Genomic DNA, 21,273 nt, shown 5'->3' with positions numbered 1-21,273 from the left:
CTAGGTTCCGCGAGAGACCTCCGCCCGAGCCCGTCAGTCGGAGATGAGGCGTTTTCCTGTCGTCCAGGTCTCGAACGGCTCGAAGCCGAGCGCCGAGTAGAAGTCGTGCACCTCGAGGTTCTCCGTCCGCACCATCAGCTGCACCTTCGGGCACCCGAGGGCGATGAGCTTCTCTTCGGCTGTCTCGACGAGACGGCGTCCGATGCCCTGCCCGCGACGGGCGGGCGCGCTGGCGAGGTAGTAGAGCCAGCCGCGGTGGCCGTCGTATCCGGCCATCACCGTGCCGACCAGGTCGCTGTCGTCGACGGCGACCAGAAACAGGTCGGGCTGTACGGTGAGCTTCCGGCGGATGTCCTGGTACGGATTGTTCCAGGGACGAGTGAGTCCCGCCTCTTGCCATAGGGCGACGACGGCATCGGTGTCGGCGAGGTCGAAGGGTCGGATCGCGACGGTCATGCGTCCGAGTCTGCCAGGCGCGCGGCATCGACGTCCGAAGCCGTCCAGCGCACATCCGGATAGCGGCGGAACCACGACACTTGGCGACGCGCGTAGCGACGGGTCAGGCTCTGCGTCTGGGCGATCGCCTCGTCCTGATCGAGCCGGCCGTCGAGCTGGTCGAGCGCTTGCGCGTAGCCGATGGCGCGCCGCGCGGTCGTGCCCCGCTCCAAGCCGCGCTCCCGCAGCTCGCGGACCTCATCGAGAAGGCCGTCCGTCCACATTCCCTCGACACGGCGATCCAGACGCTCCACCAACTCCGCACGCTCGAGGTGCACACCGATGACGGTCGTGTCGGGGCGCCAGAGCACCGGCTGGTCGGGGAGAGCCGCTCCGTGGCCCGCCGCCCCCTGGGCGACCACTTCGAGCGCACGCACGACGCGCCGCCCGTTGCGGGGATCGATGCGCGCGGCGCTTGCCGGATCGGCGTGACGGAGGCGTTCATAGAGGGCTGCGGCCCCCTCCTCCGCGAGCTCCCGCTCGAGGTCGGCGCGCACCTTCTCGTCTCGAGGGGGGAACCGGAAGTCGTAGAGGACGCTCGACACATACAGACCGGAGCCACCCACCAGGATGACGTCGACGCCGCGGGAGAACGCATCGACGGCCGCCTCGCGCGCGGACTGCTGATACCAGGCGACGGCGGCGTCCTCATTCGGTTCGAGCACATCGAAGAGATGATGGCTCACACCCCGTCGCTCCGATGGCGGCAGTTTGGCGGTGCCGATGTCCATGCCGCGATAGAGCTGCATCGCGTCGGCGTTGACGATCTCCGCCCGTCGGCCGCGACCGATCAGGGCCTCGGCGAGTCGCAGCGAGAGGTCGGTCTTGCCGGTTCCCGTCGCGCCCACGACGGCCCACAGGCGCGGGCCGCTCTGATGAGCGACCGAGGTCACGATCCGACGCGGAGTGTGGGCATTCCCAGCCCCACGGCGCGGGGGCCATCGGCCGGCGACGATGCCGGCACGCCGCAGGACTCGGCCTGCGCGCGATCCCAGGCGTCGCCGGCGCGGGTGCGTCGCACCACCAACGGCGCGCCGTCGAGGCTGTCGGCGAGAAGGTGGAACGGCGCGGCGTGGGTGACCGTCACGGTCACGATGTCTCCGGGACGAGGAACCTCCGATCCCTCGGGCACCTCGAAGTGCACGAGGCGGTTGTCCTCCGCGCGACCGGTGAGCCGCCGTGTGGCGGTGTCCTTCTTCCCCTCGCCCGTCGATACGAGCACGTCGAGGCGGCGGCCTCGCTGACGCTGGTTCTCCTCCAGGGAGATCCGCTCCTGCAGCGCGACGAGGCGGTCGTAGCGTTCCTGCACGACATGCTTGGGGACCTGGTCGGGCATCGTTGCTGCCGGCGTGCCCTCCCGGATGGAGTACTGGAAGGTGAAGGCGCTCGCGAAGCGCGCTTTCTCCACCACGCGCAACGTGTCCTCGAAATCCTCGTCGGTCTCACCGGGGAAGCCGACGATGATGTCCGTCGTGATCGCGGCGTGGGGGATCCGCTCGCGAACGCGGTCCAGGATCCCGAGGAACCGCTCACTGCGGTACGACCGCCGCATGGCTTTGAGGATCCGGTCCGATCCGGACTGCAGCGGCATATGCAACTGCGGCATGACCGAGGGCGTTTCAGCCATGGCGTCGATCACGTCGTCGGTGAAGGCGGCCGGATGGGGGCTCGTGAAACGAATGCGCTCCAGTCCCGGGATCTCACCCGCGGCGCGCAGGAGCTTCCCGAAGGCCTGGCGGTCGCCGAACTCCACGCCGTAGCTGTTGACGTTCTGGCCGAGGAGGGTGACCTCGATCGCTCCGTCATCGACCAGGAGGCGGATCTCGCTGAGAATGTCGCCCGGCCGCCGGTCCTTCTCTTTGCCCCGAAGACTGGGGACGATACAGAAGGTGCAGGTGTTGTTGCACCCGACGGAGATCGAGACCCACCCGCTGTGCACCGCATCGCGCTTGGTGGGAAGGGTGGAGGGGAAGACCTCGAGCGACTCCAGGATCTCCAGTTCCGCCTCGCCGTTGTGACGCGCGCGCTCGAGCATCCCGGGGAGCGACCCCATGTTGTGCGTGCCGAAGACGACGTCGACCCAGGGAGCCTTCTGCAGCACGGTGTCTTTGTCCATCTGCGCCAAGCAGCCGCCGACGGCGATCTGCATGCCTTCGTGCCGCTCCTTGCGACTCTTGAGGTGGCCGAGTGTCCCGTAGAGCTTGCCCGCAGCGTTGTCACGCACGGCGCACGTGTTGATCACGATGACGTCGGCTTCGCTCCCCGCCTCGGCACGGACATAGCCGGCGCTCTCCAGGGATCCCGACAGCCGCTCCGAGTCGTGGACGTTCATCTGACAGCCGAACGTCCGCACCTCGTACGTGCGCGCGCGACCGTCGCTGGCACGCGCGGCCTCAGAAGGGGTGATCAACGTCGGCGCGGAAGACGGAGAAGTCATGATCCAGCCATTCTACGAGCCGGAACGACGGCCTCGGTCCGATCGGCGGCGTGGCCCGGTCGGCTCACTCCGTGAAGCGGACGCCCGTCGGCGCGGCCTCGTCAAGCGCCGCTCGGGCGGCGGCCATCGCGACCCCGCCGGTATAGCCCCGTCGCGTGAGCTGCCCGACGAGGCGGCGGAGAGCCGTGTCCCGATCGACGTCACGGAATGCCCTCGCCTTGTGCCGGGCGAACTCGAGCGCTCGCTCGCGGTCATCGTCCACGACGTCGGAGAGCGCAGCCTCTGCGACCGCCGAGTCGATGCCGCGCTGGCGCAGCGTGCGCATGATGGCATTGCGCCCCTGGCCCTTGCGGTCGGTGGCGGTGTACACCAGCTGTTCCGCCAGACGCACGTCGTCGAGATATCCGTGACGCAGGCAGCGGTCGATGATCGCATCGGCCGCGTCGCCGACGACGCTCGCCGAGCGGAGGACGTCGTATGCCTCGCGCACCGAGAGAGAACGTACTCGAAGCTTCTTCACGAGTGACTTCTCGGCCGTAGCGGCCTCGTCGGAAGGCTCGTCACCCCGCTTTGCTCCCGCACCGCCCCCGCCGCTTTCCGTCGACTCGGTCCACGTTGTATGCCACTCACTCACGGTGCGCTCACGACTCGGAGCGCGCTCGTCGCGGCTTCCCCGATCGAACAGGGGGATGACAGGGGCCAGGTGGTCGGCCTGGCCCCTGTGAGCGGTGTCGTCGGTCACCGGCTGCCCCGGGTCACGCCGGGCGGCGAGCGGCGAGTTCGTCGGCGGTCTCGGTCTGCTTAGGCTGACCGACGCCGAGCTTCTGCTTGATCTTCGTCTCGATCTCTGCGGCGATGTCGGCGTTCTTGATCAGGAAGTTGCGTGCGTTCTCCTTGCCCTGACCGAGCTGCTCGCCGTCGTAGGTGTACCAAGCCCCGGACTTCTTGACGATGGCGTGCTCCACGCCGAAGTCGATCAGGCTGCCCTCGCGTGAGATCCCCACCCCGTACAGGATGTCGAACTCCGCCTGCTTGAAGGGCGGTGCCATCTTGTTCTTGACGACCTTCACCCGCGTGCGGTTGCCCACCGCTTCGGTGCCGTCTTTGAGCGTCTCGATGCGACGGATGTCCAGGCGCACCGAGGCGTAGAACTTCAGCGCCTTCCCACCGGCGGTGGTCTCCGGTGATCCGAAGAAGACGCCGATCTTCTCGCGCAGCTGGTTGATGAAGATCATGGTGGTGTTGGTCTGGTTGAGACCACCGGTGAGCTTGCGCAGTGCCTGCGACATCAGTCGGGCCTGGAGACCGACGTGCGAGTCCCCCATCTCGCCCTCGATCTCCGCCTTGGGCACGAGCGCGGCCACCGAGTCGATCACCACGAGGTCGATCGCCCCGGAGCGCACCAGCATGTCGGCGATCTCCAGCGCCTGCTCCCCCGTGTCGGGCTGAGAGACCAGGAGCTGATCGATGTCGACTCCCAGCTTCTGCGCGTAGTCGGGGTCGAGCGCGTGCTCTGCGTCGACGAAGGCCGCAATCCCGCCGGCCCGCTGCACGTTGGCGATGGCGTGAAGGGTGAGCGTGGTCTTTCCCGAGGACTCGGGCCCGTAGATCTCGATGATGCGACCCCGCGGGAGTCCGCCCACTCCGAGGGCGACGTCGAGCGCGATGGATCCGGTGGGGATCACTTCGACCGGGGCGCGTTCGTCGCTGCCCAGCCGCATGACCGAGCCCTTTCCGAACTGCCGGTCGATCTGAGCGAGGGCCGATTCCAGGGCCTTCTCGCGGTCGGCGGGTGATGGCATGACGTGCTCCTTCGTGTTCGCGCTTCCGTCGCCTGTAGGCTGTCGCGCCTCCCTTCGACGAAGGGAGCACTACGACAAGGCGTAGGTGTCTCGATGACGCCGTCCACGCTACGAAGGACCACCGACATTCCTCGGCAGTTCAGGCGAAGCGGGGGACAACCCCGAGGAGACATCTCCTGTGCAGGACACTACGCCGGATAGAACACATGTTCGACGCGACACGCGGACGCTGCGTCTCACCGTCCGAACTCAGCGCCGACGCTCGAGCCGACCGACGCCGTGGCGACGCCCCGAGGGAACGTCGGTCTCGACGCACAACGCCAGCCACACCTCTCGAGCGTCGACGCCGTCGCGGAGAGCCTCCTCAGCGGTGCGATAGCCCACGGCGCTGAGCGCCAGATCGGAGACCAACGAATCGCCGCGGGGCCCGAACTCGGCTTCTACCGCACGCGCGAACTCGCTCCGACGCATCGGTGTCAGCGCAGCGAGAGCTCAGGCTGCGCGTAGTCGCCTCCGAGCGAAGCGAGATCGTCGGGCACGACGTCGGGGAAGGTCTGCAGACCCTCGAGTACCGAAATCCGATCGCCGACCTCGCGCATGATCGAGGAGATCGGCACATCGAGCGCGTCGGCGACCGCAGCGAGGATCTCGCTCGACGCCTCCTTCTGTCCACGCTCGACCTCACTGAGGTACCCGAGCGCGACGCTCGCACGGCCCGCGACCTGACGAAGGGTCTTGCCCTTCTGCAGGCGCAGATCACGAAGGACGTCACCGATCTCTTGACGAACCAGGATCATGTCGGGCCCCCTTCTCAGACGATGATTCCGCACTCACGGGTGGATAACAGTACCGCACCTCGTTGTCACCCTAGACCTCGCGTGCTGGAGAAAGGGTGGGAATCGCTCAGGTGTAACGGGGACGAAACACCGTCTATTCCCGCGGGCTCACAATGCGTCCAACGCCAGTCGGAGCGCGCGCGCCGCGGCTTCCACCCGGATCTGCGCGCGGTCGCCGGAGAGGACCAATGATTCGACGCGTGACCCCAACGGCGTGGAGACGGCGAGATGGACGGTGCCGACCGGCTGACCGTCGGGCGAGACGGGGCCGGCGATGCCGGTGGTCGCGATACCGACGTCGGCGGGCTGATCGTCGTGCGCGAGGGCTCGCCGCACCCCCTCGGCCATCTGCTGCGCCACACGCGGATGCACCGGACCGTGAGCGGCCAGGAGCGTCGGGTCCACACCGAGGACACGTTGTTTGACGTCGGTCGCATACGCGACCACGCCACCGCGAAGCACCGCCGAGGCTCCGGCGACATCGACGACCGTGGAGACGACGAGGCCGCCCGTGAGTGACTCGGCGACCGCTAGTGTCCAGCCGAGCTCGCTCAGCCGCGCGACCACACGCTCGACGTCCGGAGCACGTCCGACCGAGACGAGAGTGTTCTCGAGGTCATCGATCTCCGCCGCTTGACGGGCGGCGCGCGCCTCTCGACGGCTCGTCATCGTTCCCCTCTCCGCGCGGCGCGAGACCCCCGGACCTCCGCGACCACGTAGTCGATCCCGCTCGCCACGGTGAGCACCACCGCGATCACCATCGCCACGACGTTCACGACGTGGACCCACTCCCCCAGCACCGTCCACAGCGGCAACAAGGCCAACGACAACGCGACTGCCTGCGCAACCGTCTTGAGCTTGCCCATCCACGCGGCGGCGACGACGTGGTCACTGGCGACGATGAGGCGATGGACCGTGATCCCCACCTCCCGGACCAGCACGAGGATCGTCACCCACCAATCCAGCTCCCCCAGCAGCGACAGCCCGACGAACGCACACCCCGTCAGCGCCTTGTCGGCGATCGGGTCCAGGAGCTTTCCGAGGTCGGTCACGATGTCGTGCCGCCGGGCCAAGTATCCATCGATGCCGTCGGTGGCGATCGCGACGATGAAGAGGGCCGCAGCGGCCCACCGCAGTCCCCCGTCGGCGCCGGCATCTGCGAGAAGCATCCAGAGGAACACCGGTGCGCACAGGATGCGCACGACCGTGATCGCGTTGGGAAGCTGCCGGGGAATCGCCACGCGCCGAGCCTAGTCGAGGCGAGCGAGCATCCGACGCGCCGCGTCGAGCGCGGCAGCGTCCTCAGTCACGACCGGTCAGACCCCAGGCATCCTCGGAGCCGCTGTCGCCGTCGACGACCTCATAGCCGTCGAACTGCGCGTCCACCGCGTCCTTGCCGTAGCCGTCGGGTGCCGGAGCCTGAGCGGGAGGGTCCTCACCGCGCAGCCGCGCCAGGACGGCGGGAAGCTGATCCGGTGTCACCAGGACGTCGCGAGCCTTCGACCCCTCCGACGGACCGACGATCTCCCGGGACTCCAGGAGGTCCATCAGTCGTCCGGCTTTGGCGAACCCGACCCGGAGCTTGCGCTGCAGCATCGACGTCGACCCGAACTGGGTCGAGACGATCTGCTCGGCGGCGGCGAGGAGCAGCTCCAGGTCGTCGCCGATATCCGCGTCGATCTCCTTCTTCTCGGCGACCGCCTGGACATCGGATCGGTACTCGGGCTGCGCCTGTTTCTTGACGTGCGAGACGACCTTCTCGATCTCGCTCTCCGCGACCCACGCTCCCTGCACCCGCAGAGCCTTGGAGGCTCCCATCGGCAGGAAGAGACCGTCGCCCTGCCCGATCAGACGGTCAGCGCCAGGCTGGTCGAGGATGACCCGGGAGTCGGTGACGCTCGTCACCGCGAAGGCGAGGCGCGAGGGCACGTTGGCCTTGATCAGACCGGTCACGACGTCGACGGAAGGCCGCTGGGTGGCCAGCACCAGATGGATTCCGCTCGCGCGGGCCAGCTGGGTGATGCGGACGATCGAGTCCTCGACATCGCGAGGGGCGACCATCATCAGGTCGGCGAGCTCGTCGACGACCACGAGAAGGTACGGATACGGCTTGAGGACGCGTTCGCTGCCCGCCGGAAGCGTGATCTCCCCGGCCACGACCGCCTTGTTGAAGTCGTCGATGTGACGGAAGCCGAACGACGCGAGGTCGTCGTAGCGCATGTCCATCTCTTTCACGACCCACTGCAGGGCTTCGGCAGCCTTCTTGGGGTTGGTGATGATCGGGGTGATCAGATGCGGCACACCGGCGTAGGAGGTGAGCTCCACCCTCTTCGGGTCGATCAGGACCATGCGCACGTCGCTGGGCTTGGCGCGCATGAGCAGGCTCGTGATCATCGAGTTGACGAAGCTCGACTTACCCGACCCGGTGGAGCCGGCTACGAGAAGGTGCGGCATCTTGGCGAGGTTCGCCACGACGTAGCCTCCGCCGACGTCCTTCCCGACACCGATCGTCATGGGGTGGGTCTGCGCCGCCGCGGCGGGAGAGCGCAGGACGTCTCCGAGGGTCACGATCTCGCGGTCGGTGTTCGGGATCTCCACGCCGATCGCGCTCTTGCCCGGAATCGGAGCGAGGATACGGACCTCGTTGGAGGCGACGGCGTAGGCGATGTTGTTGGTCAGGGCAGTGATCCGCTCGACCTTCACACCCGGGCCGAGCTCGATCTCGTACTGGGTGACGGTGGGCCCCCGCGAGAACCCGGTCACGCGCGCGTCGACCGAGAACTGCTCGAACACTCCCATGATCGCTCGCACGACCGCGTCGTTGGCCTCCGAGCGCGCCTTGTGCGGCGTGCCCGTCGCGAGCGCCTCCACCGACGGGAGTCGGTACGGGAGCGCCGGAGGCCGGCCGTCGTGGTCTCCCCCGAGGCCCGACAGTCCCGGCAGGAGGCCGTCGTCGTGCACCTCGTCGGCGTCCTCGCGGATACCGGTGTCTGCTTTCCGGGCCGCGCGCTGCGCCCCCGCGACCACGGACGGGTCGATGACCTCGGTGGGCGCCTCGGCGGCGGGCGGCTGCACGGGCGCCGCGACGGCCTGGTCGAAGCCGCCCGTGGTCGCCGGGGTGAGGAGCGCGGTGAGGTCGTCAGCACCGAGGTGCCCGTCGACGTCTTCCTCTCGGCCCGACTTGTTGCGTCGCCACCACGGAAGCGCGGCGTCGCTCTCTTCTTCCTTCCCGAAGGCGACCGTCGGGGCGTCCGGGCCCGCCGTGGGAGCGGGCCGCTCCGGACGCTCGGCCCCGAACATCCATGCGTAGAGGTCACCCAACCGTTGCCCGATGCGGTTCGGAGGGGTCTTGGTGATGATGAGGACGCTGAGAACGGCCAGCAGCCCGAGCACGGCCGCCGCACCGATCGGAGTGAGGAAGGTCAGCGGCTCGCCGATCATCCAGCCGAAAAGCCCACCGCTCTCGCTGAGGGCCGGAAGACCCGCCTTGGGTTGGGGACGGGAGCCCAGTACGTGACAGAAGCCCGCGATCGCGAGGACGAAGATGCCGAACCCGATGCCGATGCGACCGTTGTCGTGCACTGACGACGGATGGCGGAACAGCCAGCCCGCGAGCAGGAGCAGCAGCACGGGAAGAATGAAGGCGACGCGTCCGACGAGGAAACCGACGGTGTACGCGCTGATCGACGTGCCGACCTCGGTGCCGATGAGGAACCACTCCACGACGGCTCCGGCTGCAGCCAGCAGCACCAGGAGGAACGGGAACCCGTCTCGGCGCTGGTCCTTCTCGAGCGTCTCGGGCCCGAACGCGCGGAACATGCCGCCGACCACGTGCGCGAGGCCGAGCCACGCCCGGACGGCGAGCGGCGGCTTGTCGACATCGTCGACGTAGCGCCGGGGGGCGGGATCGGGCTTCTTGGCGCGCGACGGACCCGAGCTCTTCGCGGACGCGCGCGCGCTCGAGGTCGGCTTCGTGCTCCTGGCCATTCCTCCACGGTACGGCGCGCCACCGACGTTCCGGCGTAGCGACGCGGCAGAGGCGCGGCGCCGACGAGCCCGGATGCCGCACGTCCTCAGCGCAGGCGCTTGACCATCGTGTCGCGTCCGTGGCCGGCCTGGGTGACCGCGAAGCCCTCGCTGCGATACAGCGTCTGGGCGAAGTTGCCGCGTTCCACCGAGAGGCTCAGCCGCGCGAACCCGGCGGCGCGAGCCTGGTCGCACAGGCCCTGCAGCAGGGCGCGCCCGACGCCGTGCGCGCGCCAGATGGGCCGGACGCCGATGATCAGTTCGGGAACGCCGGTCGCGACGTACCCGAACCCGGGGTCGGTGCGCGGCAGCATCCGATACCACGCCGCGCCGATCGGCACCTCCTGCCCGTCCACGGCGACGAGGCCGGCGTCCCCGGGCCGCATCCACCCCGCCAGGTACCGAGCGTGCTCGGGGCTCTCGAGGATCTGGTGCTTGGGCCGGAACCCCTCCGCCCGCCAGTTCGCCGCTTCCACCACCATGTCGGCGAGGAAAGCGCCGTCTCCCGGCGCAGCGGGTCGCAGACGGAACGTGGCGGGCATGGCCCCGATTGTAGGGCTAGGCCTCGATGACCAGCGGCACGATCATCGGCCGACGGCGCAGCGACTGGTTGACCCATCGTCCGATCGTGCGCCGCACCACCTGCGAGAGGGCGTGCGTGTCCCGGACACCGGACTGCGCGGCCTCGGCCAACGCGGCCGCGATCTTCGGCTTGACCGACTCGAACACCGAGTCGTCCTCGGCGAACCCTCGCGCGTGGATCTCGGGGCCGGAGATGACCCGTCCCGTCGCCGCGTCGACGACGACGATCACCGAGATGAACCCCTCCTCGCCGAGGATACGACGGTCCTTGAGGTCGGCGTCGGTGATCTCCCCGACCGTCGAGCCGTCGACGTAGACGAAGCCGAGGTCCAGCTGCCCGGCCACACGCGCCACGCCGCCCTTGAGGTCGACGACCGTGCCGTTCTCCGCGATGATCGTGCGGTCGGCGGCGATCCCCGTGTCCTGCGCGAGCTTCGCATTGGCGATGAGGTGCCGGTACTCGCCGTGGACGGGGAGGACATTGCGGGGGCGCAGGATGTTGTAGCAGTAGAGGAGCTCGCCTGCGGCGGCGTGGCCGGAGACGTGGACCTTCGCGTTCCCCTTGTGCACGACGTTCGCGCCGAGCTTGGTCAGGCCGTCGATCACGCGGTAGACGGCGTTCTCGTTGCCGGGAATGAGGCTCGAGGCGAGGATGACCGTGTCTCCAGGGCCGGGCTCGATTGCGTGGTCGAGGTTGGCCATACGAGAGAGCACCGCCATCGGTTCTCCCTGAGAACCGGTCGACATGTAGACGATGCGATCGTCGGGGAGGTCCTTGGCCTTCTTGTAGTCGATGAGGACGCCGGAGGGGACGTTGAGATAGCCCAGCTCCTCGGCGATCGTCATGTTGCGCACCATGCTGCGGCCGAGGAAGGCGAGCCGGCGGCCGTGCGCATGCGCGGCATCGAGCACCTGCTGCACGCGGTGCACGTGGCTGGAGAAGCTCGCGACGATCACCCTCCGCGGCGCCTTGGCGATGACCTGGTCGAGCACGGGACCGATCGAGCGCTCCAGCGGCGTGAAGCCCGGGACGTCGGCGTTCGTCGAGTCGACGAGGAAGAGATCGACACCCTCCTCCCCCAGCCGCGAGAAGGCGCGGAGGTCCGTGATCCGGCCGTCGAGCGGAAGCTGGTCCATCTTGAAGTCACCGGTGGCCAGCACGAGGCCAGCGGGGGTGCGGATCGCGACGGCGAGGGCGTCGGGGATCGAGTGGTTCACCGCCACGAACTCGAGCTCGAACGGCCCCACCTGCTCACGCTGTCCCTCGGTGACGGTGAGCGTGTACGGCTTGAGGCGGTGCTCCTTGAGCTTGGCCTCGACGAGCGCGAGCGTGAGCCCGGATCCCAGGAGCGAGATGTCCGACTTGAGCTTGAGGAGGTACGGCACGGCGCCGATGTGGTCTTCGTGTCCGTGGGTCAGGACCACGCCGACGATGTCGTCGAGGCGCCCCTTGAGAGGCTCGAAGTCGGGGAGGATCAGGTCGACGCCGGGTTGGTGCTCCTCGGGAAAGAGCACGCCGCAGTCGACCACGAGGAGCTTGCCGTCGAACTCGAAGACGGTCATGTTCCGCCCGACCTCTCCGAGACCGCCCAGGGGGGTCACGCGAAGGGTTCCGGGCTCGAGCGCAGCCGGCTCGAAGACGTTCGTGGGCATCAGTGGCCTTTCACAGGTGTCCGAGCGTCGCGCCTGAGGGACAGTCGAGACGTCTCGGTTCGGGGCGCCATGGGGGCGTCCGGTGTTCGGTTGTGGATCGTGGGATCAGCGCGTCGTGCCGTGCACCTTGGGCAGCGCACCGCCGGCCGCCGCGTTGCGATCGGGACGAAAATTGGAGAAATCGGCGCCGTCGACATCGTGCACGAGCGCCAGCTCGTCCTCGATCACGGCGGCCTCCCACTCCTCCGGCCCGACCAGCGGCAACCGCACTCGCGGGCTGGAGATACGGCCGAGACCGTGGAGGATGTACTTGGCGCTCACCGTTCCCGGCACGTGGGTCATGACGGCCCGCACGAGCGGCTCGAGCTTGCGGTGGGCGGCGGTCGCGGCGGCGAGGTCGCCGCGATTGACCGCGTCGACGATCGTGCGGTACGGCGCCGGGGCGATGTTCGCTGTGACCCCGATGAGCCCTGACGCACCGATCGAGAGGTGCGGGAGCACGTTCGCGTCGTCGCCGGAGAAGTACAGGAGGTCGGTCTGGTTCAAGACGCGGCTGACCTCGCTGAAATCCCCCTTCGCGTCTTTGATCGCCAAGATGTTGGGGTGCTTGGCCAGCCGGAGGATCGTCTCGTACTTGATGGGCACGCCGGTGCGACCGGGGATGTCGTAGAGGATCACCGGCAGATCGGTGGCGTCGGCCACGAGGCGGAAGTGCGTGAGGATTCCGGCCTGGGTGGGCTTGTTGTAGTACGGCGTGACGATCATGATGCCGTCGGCGCCGGCTTTCTCGCTCGCGCGATAGAGCTCGATCGCGTGAGCGGTCTCGTTCGAGCCGCCGCCGGTGATGATCTTGGCCCGGCCCGCGGAGACGGACTTGCCCACCTCGACCAGACGCAGCTTCTCTGCATCGGTCAGCGTGCTTGTCTCTCCCGTCGTGCCGGTGACGACGATGCCGTCGGCGCCTGCGCCGATCACATCATCGATGTGCTTCTCGACGGCGGGCCAGTCGACCTCGCCGTCGGCCGTCATCGGGGTGACGAGCGCGACGAGCACCTGTCCGAAAGGGTTACCGGTGTGCGTCATGCGTCCCAGGTTATCGGTTCGCTCCGCGCGCGGCCTCGTCGAGGCTTGCCGATCAGCGGCCGGCTGTCGCGAGGCGGGCCACGAGTCGCGACGGGAGGAGTCGAGCCGCCGCCACGAGCACTTTGTAGCGCAGCGACGGCACCGACACCGCGCGGCCGCGGGCGGCGTCGCGCAGGCCGATCCGAACGACCTCGCGCGCCTCGAGCCAGAGGAAGGGCGGCACACCCTCCTGCCCCGCGGCCAAACCCATCCGCGCGTGGAAGCCGGTGTGCGTGAAGCCGGGGCACACGGCCGTCACGCTCACGCCTCGCGGGGAGTAGGCGATGTTCGCCCACCGGCTGAAGGAGACCACCCATGCCTTGACCGCGCCGTAGGTGCCGCGCGGAAGGAACGCGGCGACGGAGGCCACGTTGATGATCCTTCCGCCGCCGCGCGACAACATGGAGCCGAGCGCCGCGTGGCTGAGGCGCATCGTGGCACGCACATGGAGATCGAGGTGACGCTCCTCCTGCGGGACATCGTTGCGCTCGAAGCGCAGATCCAGACCGAAACCGGCGTTGTTGACCAGCACGCCGACCGGGCGTTCGCGCTCTTGCAGCCGCGCGGCGACCGCGTCCAGACCCTCCCGGGTGGTGAGGTCGGCGGTGAGCACCTCACACGAGACGGCGTGATCGCGGACGAGCTCCGACGAGAGCGTCTCCAGCGCTTCGCGATCGCGAGCGACGAGGACGAGGTCGGCCCCGTCGCGGCGAGCTGCCGCGCGAACTCGGCGCCCAGTCCCGAACTGGCGCCCGTGATCAGTGCCGTTCGCGTCATCGTGTGGCCTGACCGTCCGTCGCGCGATCGAGGGTGACGAAGCGGTAGCGCACGCCGGTCCGGGACTCCCGCCACGGCGACCGCGACACGACATGCCAGCCGTCTCGGGCGGGGGCATGCGTGTCGCCGTCGACATCGAGGTCGAGCTCGGTGACCTCCAGCACGTCGGCGCGGGCGATCGCCTCGCGATACAGCTGCCCACCCCCGATCACCCAGACCTCTCCGTCGCCCGCGAGGGCGATCGCCGCCGGGAGCGAAGCGGCGCGTTCGGCCCCGAGCGCCTCCCACTCCTCGTCGCGCGTGACGACGATGTTCCGGCGGCCGGGAAGCGGCCGAAAGCGATCGGGAAAGGACTCCCAGGTCCGCCTTCCCATGATCACGGGAGAGCCGAGGGTGACCTCACGGAAGTGCGCGAGGTCTTCAGGAACGTGCCACGGCATGCCGCCACCCGCTCCGATGACGCGATCGTGCGCTTCGGCCCAGATGAGCCCCAGACGCGCAGCGTTCGTCGGCGAGTCTTGCGGGCGCGGCCCGCCGTCCGCGCCGGAACCGCCCGCGGTCATACCGCGACAGCCGCCCGGATCGGCGGGTGGTGCTGGTAGCCCTCGACCACGAAGTCCTCGAACCGATAGTCGAACAGCGACTCCGGCCGACGGGCGAGCCGCAACGTGGGATACGGGTACGGCTCGCGCGTGAGCTGTTCACGCACTTGCTCGCGGTGATTGTCGTAGATGTGGCAGTCGCCCCCGGTCCAGACGAAGTCACCCGGCTCGAGCCCGGTCTGCTGGGCGATCATGAGCGTCAGCAACGCGTAGGAGGCGATGTTGAAAGGCACGCCCAGAAACATGTCGGCGCTGCGCTGGTAGAGCTGGCACGAGAGCCGCCCGTCGGCGACGTAGAACTGGAAGAGCGCATGACACGGCGCGAGGGCCATGTTGGGAATGTCGGCGGGGTTCCAGGCCGAGACGATGAGACGGCGCGAGTCCGGGTTGGTGCGGATCTGCTCGACGACCTGGGCGATCTGATCGATCGTCTCCCCCGACGCGGTGGGCCAGGACCGCCACTGGACGCCATAGACCGGGCCGAGCTCGCCGCGCTCGTCGGCCCACTCGTCCCAGATGGTCACGCCGTTCTCCTGCAGCCAGTTCACGTTCGACTCGCCGCGGAGGAACCACAGCAACTCGTAGGCGATCGACTTGAAGTGCACGCGCTTGGTGGTGATGAGCGGGAACCCCTGCGACAGGTCGAAGCGGATCTGCCGCCCGAACACGCTCGTGGTTCCGGTGCCGGTGCGATCGCTCTTGTGGACCCCTTCGGCGAGCACATCCCGCAGGAGGTCTTCGTACGGCGTGGGAACGGAGGCGGCGGTCACGCCTGCCACCCTACCGCCGCCGGAGGACACCGGGGCGGTGCGCGCGGACCGGGTGCGACAGGTGTCGCGCGGCGTCATACACGGCCCCCGAGCGTCGACCGAGTGGATTCATGCGGATACGATGGTCCGCTGTGAACGTGGTCGACGCCCTCCTCGTGCTCAGCGCCCTGCTGGCCGCCACCGTCGGGCTCGGCCTGTTCCTGCGCTGGCAGCAGAATCGCCCTCGCCACCGCAACCCCGACGAGATCGTGGATCCTCGGCGATTGGGCGCCACCGCACTCGGCGAACGGGCCACGCTCCTGCAGTTCAGCACGCAGACCTGCGGCCGCTGCCCCGGAGTCCACCGGACGCTCGGTGAGATCGCCCGGGAACGCGCGGGCGTCCTGCACCTGGACGTCGACCTGACCGATCGGCCCGACATCGCGCAGCACTTCCACGTGCTGCAGACCCCGACGACGTTCGTCCTCGACGGCCGGGGAACGATCCACACCCGGTTCGGCGGCGCACCGAGCCGGGGCGTCGTGGAACTGGAACTGGACCGCGTGCTCGCCCCGCGCGTTCCGGCCTAGCCCCATTCCCTCCCTCTCGCGGCCGGTCTACGCTCGAAAGCGTCGCGCGGGAACCCGCCGACGACCCATCCGGCACCGAGGAGACCCCATGAGCGTCACGAGCGAAGCGAGCACGAGCTGGAAGGGAAGCCTGTTCGAGGGCTCCGGGGAGATCGCCCTGGAAAGCTCCAACCAGGGTCCCCTCGCGGTCGACTGGAAGGCCCGCAGCGAAGGGTCCACGTCGGTGACCACGCCCGAGGAGCTCCTGGCTGCGGCGCATTCCTCCTGCTTCAGCATGGCCCTCTCCCACGCTCTGACGGAGAACGGGACGCCGCCCGAGTCGGTCGAGACCACCGCATCGGTCACCTTCGTCCCCGGCACCGGGATCACGGGTTCCCACCTGAACGTCAACGCCGTCGTGCCGAATCTCAGCGCCGAGGACTTCGCCAGGATCGCGCAGGAAGCCAAGACCGGATGCCCCGTCTCGGCCGCCCTGACCGGGATCGAGATCACTCTCGAGGCGACGCTTGCCTGAGCCCGACGATGCCCACGTCGTGGTCGCGGGCGCGTCCGGGCTGATCGGCCGAGCACTCGTCGCGTCGTTGCGCGCCGACGGCACGAGGGTCACCCGTCTCGTCCGACGCGCATCCGCCTCCCCCGACGAGGTGTCGTGGGATCCCACGTCTCGTCCGCTGGCGCCCGAGGTCCTGGCGGGGGCGTCTGCCGTGGTCTGCCTCAACGGCGCCAGCATCGGACGCTTCCCGTGGACGAAGCGATATCGCCACGAGCTGCTGTGGTCGCGCATCCAGCCGACGCAGGCGATCGCTGCGGCGGTCCGGGCGCTCGGGGCGGACGCGCCGGCGTTCGTGTGCGCGTCCGCCGTCGGCTACTACCCGTCCGCGCCCGGCGACACGCTGGACGAGTCCTCGCCTCCCGGCGACGGCTTCCTTTCCGCCCTCTGCGTGGAATGGGAGAGCGCGGCTCGTCACGCCGGCCCCGACGCCCGAGTCGCGCTCCTGCGCACGGCGCCCGTGGTCCATCCGGACGGCGTCCTCGGGCCCCTCATGCTGCTCACCCGGTTCGGCCTGTCGGGTCCGATCGGATCCGGGAGACAGGTATGGCCGTGGATCTCGCTGGACGACGAGGTGCGTGCCATCCGCCACGTCATCGACAACGGCCTCACCGGTCCGGTGAACCTGACGGGTCCGCAGCGCGCGACCGCCAACGATCTCGGCTTCGCCTTGGCCCGCCGGATGAATCGCCCGTACCTGCTGCGAGCGCCGGTGTGGGCGATCTCCCTCGTGCTGGGCACCGACGCCACCCGCGCCCTGCTCACCAACGACATGGACGTCACGCCTCGGCGGCTCCAGGAGACCGGTTTCACCTTCCGCCACGAGACGGTCGAGGACGCCGTCGCTGCGGCGATCCCGGCTCGGTGACCTCAGCCGTGTGATGCGGCGCGCTCCAGCGCGATCGCACGGCGGGCGGCCTGTCGGGCGCGTGTGCGATCGCCCGCACCGTCGTAGACGAGCGCGAGACGGAACCACGCTCGCCAATCGTCGGGGTGGGCCTCCACCTCGGCACGGTACGCGGGAAAGAGCGCGTCCGCTTCGTCGCGAAGCGGACGACCGCTCGCACGCACGCGGATCTCCTCGTCGGGGAGAGCGCCCTCCGCTTCCAGACGCCGGCCGAGCGCGGCGGCGCGCCAGCCGAAACGCAGCTCCCGGACCAGCGCCCACGCGCCCAGGATCGGAAGCAGAACGAGGGCTGCCCCCATCGCGACGGCGACCGGCTCCTTCGCGGTCAGCAGCACCCACGCCCGCTGTCCCGCCAACGCGATGTAGACGGCCAGGAGCACCGCCATCACGGCGACGCCGATGCGTGTGCTCATGCGCCGGTGGTCCGGGCCACCTGCCCGGGAACATCGCCTTCGTCGACCGGAGCGGCGGGACGGGAGCGTGGCGCGCGCAGCCCGATGTCGATGAAGCTGTCGAGTCCGATGACGACGCCACGGGCGTCGCGCGCCGCCTGCAGAGCCACCCGGATGCCGGGCGCGTATGCCCGCGCCGGATCGACCGTGTCATGGATGATCGACAGGGTCTCTCCCGCGCCGGACAGCACGGTCTCCTGCCGGGCGACCACCCCCGGTCGGCGTAGCGAGTGGATCGGCACGCTCGCGACCTGCTGGCCGCGGGCTCGCTGGTCCACGTGCGGCGACTCGACCGGGCCGGCCTCGGTGCGCGCGGCCGCGATCAGTTCCGCCGTCCGCACTGCGGTGCCGCTCGGCGAATCGACCTTGGTCTCGCGGTGAGCCTCGACGATCTCGATCGAGGGGAAGAACGGCGCCGCCGCAGCGGCGAGCGCCGATCCCAGTACCGATCCGAGCGAGAAGTTGGGGATGAAGACGGCGCCGGTCCCCGCCGCCTCGACCAGGGGGCGGATGGCTGCGATCCTCTCCGCCGACCAGCCGGACGTGCCGACCAGCACGTTCAGCCCGCGCTCGATCGCGGACCGGACGACGTCGATGGAGACGGCCGGCGTGGACGCGTCGACGACGAGGTCTGTCCCGTCGATCTCCGAGAGGTCGCTGGATGAGCCCAGAACGGCCGTCACCTCGAAGTCGTCGCTGTCGTCGATGACCTCGTGGATGATGGCCCCGAGTTTTCCCGTTCCGCCCACGAGGGCGACTCTCGTCGTCATGCCTCCCACCCTACGGCGAGCCCGACGCGACGCGCGTCGCCGGTAGCCTCGATGTCATGGTGAGTCTGGAACAGCTTCCCGCCGACGACGCGCGATCGCGCACCCTCTTGACCGAGTACTTCGGCATGCGTGGGGAGACCTTCCCCGCGGGGCAGACCTACCGACCCACGTTCCCCGATGCTGCGGCGTTCACTCCCCCGGCGGGCGTGTTCCTCGTGGTCACCGATGACGAGGAGAACGACGTCGGATGCGGCGGCATCCGACGGTTGGCCGATGCCACGCACGGAGCGCGTTACGAGGTCAAGCACCTCTATCTGCAGCCACAGACCCGCGGTCGCGGCTGGGGACACCTCCTGCTGACGGCACTGGAGGATCAGGCCCGCGAGTGGGGCGCGGCGGAGATGGTGCTCGACACGCACCACACCCTCGCCGCCGCCGGCTCGCTCTACACCGCCCACGGCTATGCGCCGATCGATGCGTACAACGACAACCCCAACGCGACGGTGTGGCTAGGGAAGGTTCTCTGACGCGGCGGGCGGCTGAGGCCCGCACGGACGTGCCGGAGGCGGCGTCGGCGGGTCGTGCCATCATGCGGCATGACCTTCCCGACCCGAGCCTTTCCCGGCGAGCCCCACCGACCGGCCGCCCTCGATGACGACTTCCGCGGCGGGCTGGACCCGGCGAGGTGGGTCGCAGGCTACCTGCCGCACTGGACGACGGCCGACCGGGCGGCGGCCCGCTATCGGATCACGGAGCAGGGAATCGAACTGCGCATCGAGGCCGACCAGCCGGACTGGCGCCAGGAAGACGCGCCGTTGCGCGTCTCGAACCTTCAAACGGGGCTCTTCTCCGGCCCTGTCGGGTCGGCCGCCGGAACGCATCGTCATCGCGACGATCTGCGCGTGCGTACCGAGACACCTCTCGAACTGCTGTTCGCTCCGTCGCAAGGACGCGTCGAGATCACTCTGTCTGCCAGCCGCGCCCCGGGCTGCATGGTCGCGGCGTGGCTCGTGGGGACCGAGCACCGGTCGCCGAACGAATCGGGCGAGATCTGCATCTTCGAGATCGACGCGGAGACGATTGGGGCGACCACCCTGGCTCGCACGGGTATCAAGGCGCACCACGACCCCGGTCTGCGTACCGACATGGCTGAGATCAGGATCCCCCTCGACGCCTCCGCCCCGCACACCTGGACCGTGGCGTGGGGAGAGGGCGAGACCGTGATCGGATGCGAGGGCCGCGTGCTCAGACGCCTCGACCAGGCACCCGATTACCCGCTGTTGCTCATGATCGATCTCTTCGAGATCGGGCCCCGACGCGGGAGCTACCCGAAGGCAGCCACCATCCATCGGGTCCGGGCGTGGGGTTGATCGCGACGAGATCAGCCCGGGGGCAGTCCGCTCTCAGGCTAGCTCTCGAACGAGCTCGGCGCGGGAATGCGCGGCGACCTCGCGAAATGCCGGATCACGCGTGCCCGCGAGGAGCGCCGCGAACAGTGCCGCCCATGCCGCCGCGCGCGTCCAGATCGCGGCGTCGTACCGGTCACCCAGCGCGGCTCGCATCCGGGCACGCCCGAGCGGGGTGAACGCCGTCCATGCGATCGCCAGGTCGCACGCGGGGTCGCCGGCGCAGACATCGCCGAAGTCGAGGACGGCGCTCAAGCGTCCTTCGGCGACGAGGAGATTCCCGGGGTGGACATCGCCGTGCACCCACACCGGGGCGCCGCGCCAGGGCTCCGCCGCCACGCCGACACGCCAGAGATCGAGCAGCTCCGGGTCGCCCGCGAGGAGCTCGCGTGTCCCCGCGTCACGTTCGTGGAGGGCGATTCCGCGATGGGGGCTTCGGGGCGCCTCTGCCGGGGCCGGCGTGTGGAGCGCCGCGAGCGCCGCCGCGACGTCATCGGCCGCGTCATCGCGCTCCCCCGGTGAGAGGTCGGCCAGTCGGGAACCGGGCAGCCACGGCACGATGCTCCAACGCCACGGGAACTGCGCAGTCGGAAGACCGACCGCGACAGGTACGGGCGTGGGAACGGGCAGCCGCCCCGAGAGCTCCGGCAGCCACCGCTGCTCGTGGAGGATCAGGTCGGCGGCGGCCCTGCGCCGCGGAAGCCGCACCGCCCAGTCGTCGCCGAGCCGGAAGAGATCGTTGTCCCAGCCGTGGGAGAACAGACGCACCTTGCCGACGAACGACGGGTGCTGCTCGTCCACGAGACGGCGGACGTCATGCGCCGCCAGCCGGACCTCGGCGGCCGGTTCTGCCATCGTTCAGACCAAGGGGGTCTCGTGGAGCCCGGTGCGCAGTTCCATCGGGAGGTGTGCGAGGTCGTTGTGCGAGACGACCGTCCAGGGTCGGCCGGGGCGTTGGGACAGCACCGTGAGGCCGCAGTGGGCCTGCGTCAGGGTGAGCCACCGCCAGGCGGGCGCGTCGAGCACCTCCCGCACGAACCACGCGATGACGAAGTTGTGCGTGATGAGCAGTTCGTGTCCACTCCACTTGCGGACGAGGAACTCGTCGACCGCATCGGCCATCTGCGCGGCCCCGGCCTCGGACTCCGCATCGGTCACCCCGCCGAAGAACGGTTCGTAGACGGCGGGGGTGTCGGGGGTCATCGCTGTCGGAACGCAGTCGAACAAGAGTGCCGACGGCTCCGGCGAGACCGACGGAAGACGGTGGGCGACCGCGCGAGCCGTCTCGGCTGCGCGCTCGAGCGGCGAATGACGCACTGCGGACAGCGGGACCGCGGACAGGCGGTCAGCCAGCAACTCGGCCTGCCGTCGCCCCCGCGGCGACAGGGGTCCGTCTTCGAGCCCGTGCTCGGCGTCGAGGTGTTCGCCATGGCGCACCAGGTAGAGATAGCGCGTCACGTGAGTCTCGATTCCGAACGGGGCGGGGGTTCCTCCACCCTACGTCACGGCCCCGACAC

24 protein-coding genes and 1 pseudogene are annotated in these 21,273 nt (G+C 69.3%); 5 read left to right on the top strand and 20 right to left on the bottom strand.

What is annotated here, in order from left to right; genetic code table 11:
* Positions 1-33 precede the first annotated feature (33 nt).
* The 16 genes and pseudogenes from QM591_RS05520 to QM591_RS05445 all read right to left on the bottom strand — a co-directional run bounded on the left by QM591_RS05520 (position 34) and on the right by QM591_RS05445 (position 15,111).
* Positions 34-456 carry a GNAT family acetyltransferase gene (locus QM591_RS05520; protein WP_415130412.1) on the bottom strand — a complete coding sequence of 141 codons (423 nt, stop codon included), beginning with the start codon at positions 454-456 and terminating at the stop codon, positions 34-36.
* On the bottom strand, positions 453-1,388 hold the full coding sequence (gene miaA, locus QM591_RS05515; protein WP_415130410.1) for a tRNA (adenosine(37)-N6)-dimethylallyltransferase MiaA: 936 nt from the start codon (positions 1,386-1,388) through the stop codon (positions 453-455). The genes QM591_RS05520 and miaA overlap by 4 nt, the downstream gene beginning before the upstream one ends.
* Positions 1,385-2,932, bottom strand: coding sequence for a tRNA (N6-isopentenyl adenosine(37)-C2)-methylthiotransferase MiaB (gene miaB, locus QM591_RS05510; RefSeq protein WP_415130408.1), 1,548 nt, complete (start codon positions 2,930-2,932; stop codon positions 1,385-1,387). The genes miaA and miaB overlap by 4 nt, the downstream gene beginning before the upstream one ends.
* 64 nt (positions 2,933-2,996) lie before the next feature.
* Positions 2,997-3,452, bottom strand: a complete 456-nt coding sequence (locus QM591_RS05505) for a regulatory protein RecX (protein WP_415130406.1) — start codon at positions 3,450-3,452, stop codon at positions 2,997-2,999.
* A 235-nt stretch (positions 3,453-3,687) separates the two neighbouring features.
* Positions 3,688-4,734 (bottom strand): recombinase RecA, encoded by a 1,047-nt coding sequence (gene recA / locus QM591_RS05500; protein WP_415130404.1) that lies wholly within the window; start codon positions 4,732-4,734, stop codon positions 3,688-3,690.
* A gap of 249 nt (positions 4,735-4,983) precedes the next feature.
* Entirely contained in the window at positions 4,984-5,205 is a 222-nt protein-coding gene (locus QM591_RS05495; RefSeq protein ID WP_415130402.1) for a DUF3046 domain-containing protein, read from the bottom strand.
* 5 nt (positions 5,206-5,210) lie between these two features.
* Entirely contained in the window at positions 5,211-5,531 is a 321-nt protein-coding gene (locus QM591_RS05490; RefSeq protein WP_067163029.1) for a helix-turn-helix domain-containing protein, read from the bottom strand.
* A 147-nt stretch (positions 5,532-5,678) separates the two neighbouring features.
* On the bottom strand, positions 5,679-6,239 hold the full coding sequence (locus tag QM591_RS05485; protein WP_415130399.1) for a CinA family protein: 561 nt from the start codon (positions 6,237-6,239) through the stop codon (positions 5,679-5,681).
* The gene (gene pgsA, locus QM591_RS05480; protein WP_415130397.1) at positions 6,236-6,811 is read right to left on the bottom strand and encodes a CDP-diacylglycerol--glycerol-3-phosphate 3-phosphatidyltransferase; all 576 of its coding nucleotides are present in this window, start codon (positions 6,809-6,811) and stop codon (positions 6,236-6,238) included. Before pgsA ends, QM591_RS05485 begins: the two co-directional genes overlap by 4 nt.
* A 61-nt stretch (positions 6,812-6,872) precedes the next feature.
* A complete protein-coding gene (locus tag QM591_RS05475) occupies positions 6,873-9,557 on the bottom strand; it encodes a DNA translocase FtsK (RefSeq protein ID WP_415130395.1) in 2,685 nt (894 codons plus the stop codon).
* A gap of 86 nt (positions 9,558-9,643) precedes the next feature.
* Positions 9,644-10,138: a GNAT family N-acetyltransferase gene (locus QM591_RS05470; RefSeq protein ID WP_415130393.1), complete on the bottom strand. Its 495-nt coding sequence runs from the start codon at positions 10,136-10,138 to the stop codon at positions 9,644-9,646.
* 16 nt (positions 10,139-10,154) lie between these two features.
* Complete coding sequence (locus tag QM591_RS05465; RefSeq protein WP_415130391.1) at positions 10,155-11,831, bottom strand: ribonuclease J; 1,677 nt, start codon at positions 11,829-11,831, stop codon at positions 10,155-10,157.
* Between the two features lie 105 nt (positions 11,832-11,936).
* A complete protein-coding gene (gene dapA / locus QM591_RS05460) occupies positions 11,937-12,914 on the bottom strand; it encodes a 4-hydroxy-tetrahydrodipicolinate synthase (protein ID WP_415130389.1) in 978 nt (325 codons plus the stop codon).
* 52 nt (positions 12,915-12,966) lie between these two features.
* Positions 12,967-13,730 (bottom strand): annotated as a pseudogene (locus tag QM591_RS05455) (SDR family NAD(P)-dependent oxidoreductase).
* Positions 13,727-14,293: a dihydrofolate reductase gene (locus QM591_RS05450; RefSeq protein WP_415130387.1), complete on the bottom strand. Its 567-nt coding sequence runs from the start codon at positions 14,291-14,293 to the stop codon at positions 13,727-13,729. The pseudogene QM591_RS05455 and the gene QM591_RS05450 overlap by 4 nt, the downstream one beginning before the upstream one ends.
* Positions 14,290-15,111 (bottom strand): thymidylate synthase, encoded by an 822-nt coding sequence (locus tag QM591_RS05445; protein WP_415130385.1) that lies wholly within the window; start codon positions 15,109-15,111, stop codon positions 14,290-14,292. The genes QM591_RS05450 and QM591_RS05445 overlap by 4 nt, the downstream gene beginning before the upstream one ends.
* 122 nt (positions 15,112-15,233) lie before the next feature.
* On the opposite strand from QM591_RS05445, the gene QM591_RS05440 reads away from it, so the two are divergent.
* The 3 genes from QM591_RS05440 (at position 15,234) to QM591_RS05430 (ending at position 17,089) form a co-directional block, all read left to right on the top strand.
* The gene (locus tag QM591_RS05440) at positions 15,234-15,671 is read left to right on the top strand and encodes a TlpA family protein disulfide reductase (protein ID WP_415130383.1); all 438 of its coding nucleotides are present in this window, start codon (positions 15,234-15,236) and stop codon (positions 15,669-15,671) included.
* Positions 15,672-15,759: 88 nt separating this feature from the next.
* Positions 15,760-16,185, top strand: a complete 426-nt coding sequence (locus QM591_RS05435) for an OsmC family peroxiredoxin (RefSeq protein WP_415130381.1) — start codon at positions 15,760-15,762, stop codon at positions 16,183-16,185.
* Positions 16,178-17,089 (top strand): TIGR01777 family oxidoreductase, encoded by a 912-nt coding sequence (locus QM591_RS05430; RefSeq protein WP_415130379.1) that lies wholly within the window; start codon positions 16,178-16,180, stop codon positions 17,087-17,089. The genes QM591_RS05435 and QM591_RS05430 overlap by 8 nt, the downstream gene beginning before the upstream one ends.
* Positions 17,090-17,091: 2 nt before the next feature.
* Here the strand turns inward: QM591_RS05430 and QM591_RS05425 are convergent, their stop codons facing one another.
* Together QM591_RS05425 and dapB are read right to left on the bottom strand one after the other, a co-directional pair.
* A complete protein-coding gene (locus QM591_RS05425) occupies positions 17,092-17,541 on the bottom strand; it encodes a hypothetical protein (protein ID WP_415130377.1) in 450 nt (149 codons plus the stop codon).
* Entirely contained in the window at positions 17,538-18,350 is an 813-nt protein-coding gene (dapB, locus tag QM591_RS05420; protein WP_415130375.1) for a 4-hydroxy-tetrahydrodipicolinate reductase, read from the bottom strand. The genes QM591_RS05425 and dapB overlap by 4 nt, the downstream gene beginning before the upstream one ends.
* Positions 18,351-18,406: 56 nt before the next feature.
* On the opposite strand from dapB, the gene QM591_RS05415 reads away from it, so the two are divergent.
* Together QM591_RS05415 and QM591_RS05410 are read left to right on the top strand one after the other, a co-directional pair.
* Positions 18,407-18,877 carry a GNAT family N-acetyltransferase gene (locus QM591_RS05415; protein WP_415130373.1) on the top strand — a complete coding sequence of 157 codons (471 nt, stop codon included), beginning with the start codon at positions 18,407-18,409 and terminating at the stop codon, positions 18,875-18,877.
* Between the two features lie 69 nt (positions 18,878-18,946).
* On the top strand, positions 18,947-19,720 hold the full coding sequence (locus QM591_RS05410) for a glycoside hydrolase family 16 protein (RefSeq protein ID WP_415130371.1): 774 nt from the start codon (positions 18,947-18,949) through the stop codon (positions 19,718-19,720).
* A gap of 33 nt (positions 19,721-19,753) precedes the next feature.
* Here the strand turns inward: QM591_RS05410 and QM591_RS05405 are convergent, their stop codons facing one another.
* Complete coding sequence (locus QM591_RS05405; protein ID WP_415130369.1) at positions 19,754-20,611, bottom strand: phosphotransferase; 858 nt, start codon at positions 20,609-20,611, stop codon at positions 19,754-19,756.
* Positions 20,612-20,614: 3 nt separating this feature from the next.
* Positions 20,615-21,214 carry a histidine phosphatase family protein gene (locus tag QM591_RS05400; protein ID WP_415130367.1) on the bottom strand — a complete coding sequence of 200 codons (600 nt, stop codon included), beginning with the start codon at positions 21,212-21,214 and terminating at the stop codon, positions 20,615-20,617.
* Between the last annotated feature and the right edge of the window lie 59 nt (positions 21,215-21,273).

Origin of the sequence: Microbacterium sp. (genome assembly GCF_047607225.1) — a bacterium.
Taxonomy (GTDB): Bacteria; Actinomycetota; Actinomycetes; order Actinomycetales; family Microbacteriaceae; genus Microbacterium.
The sequence above is the reverse complement of the archived record's forward strand: the minus strand, read 5'-3'. Positions and strand labels throughout refer to the sequence as shown.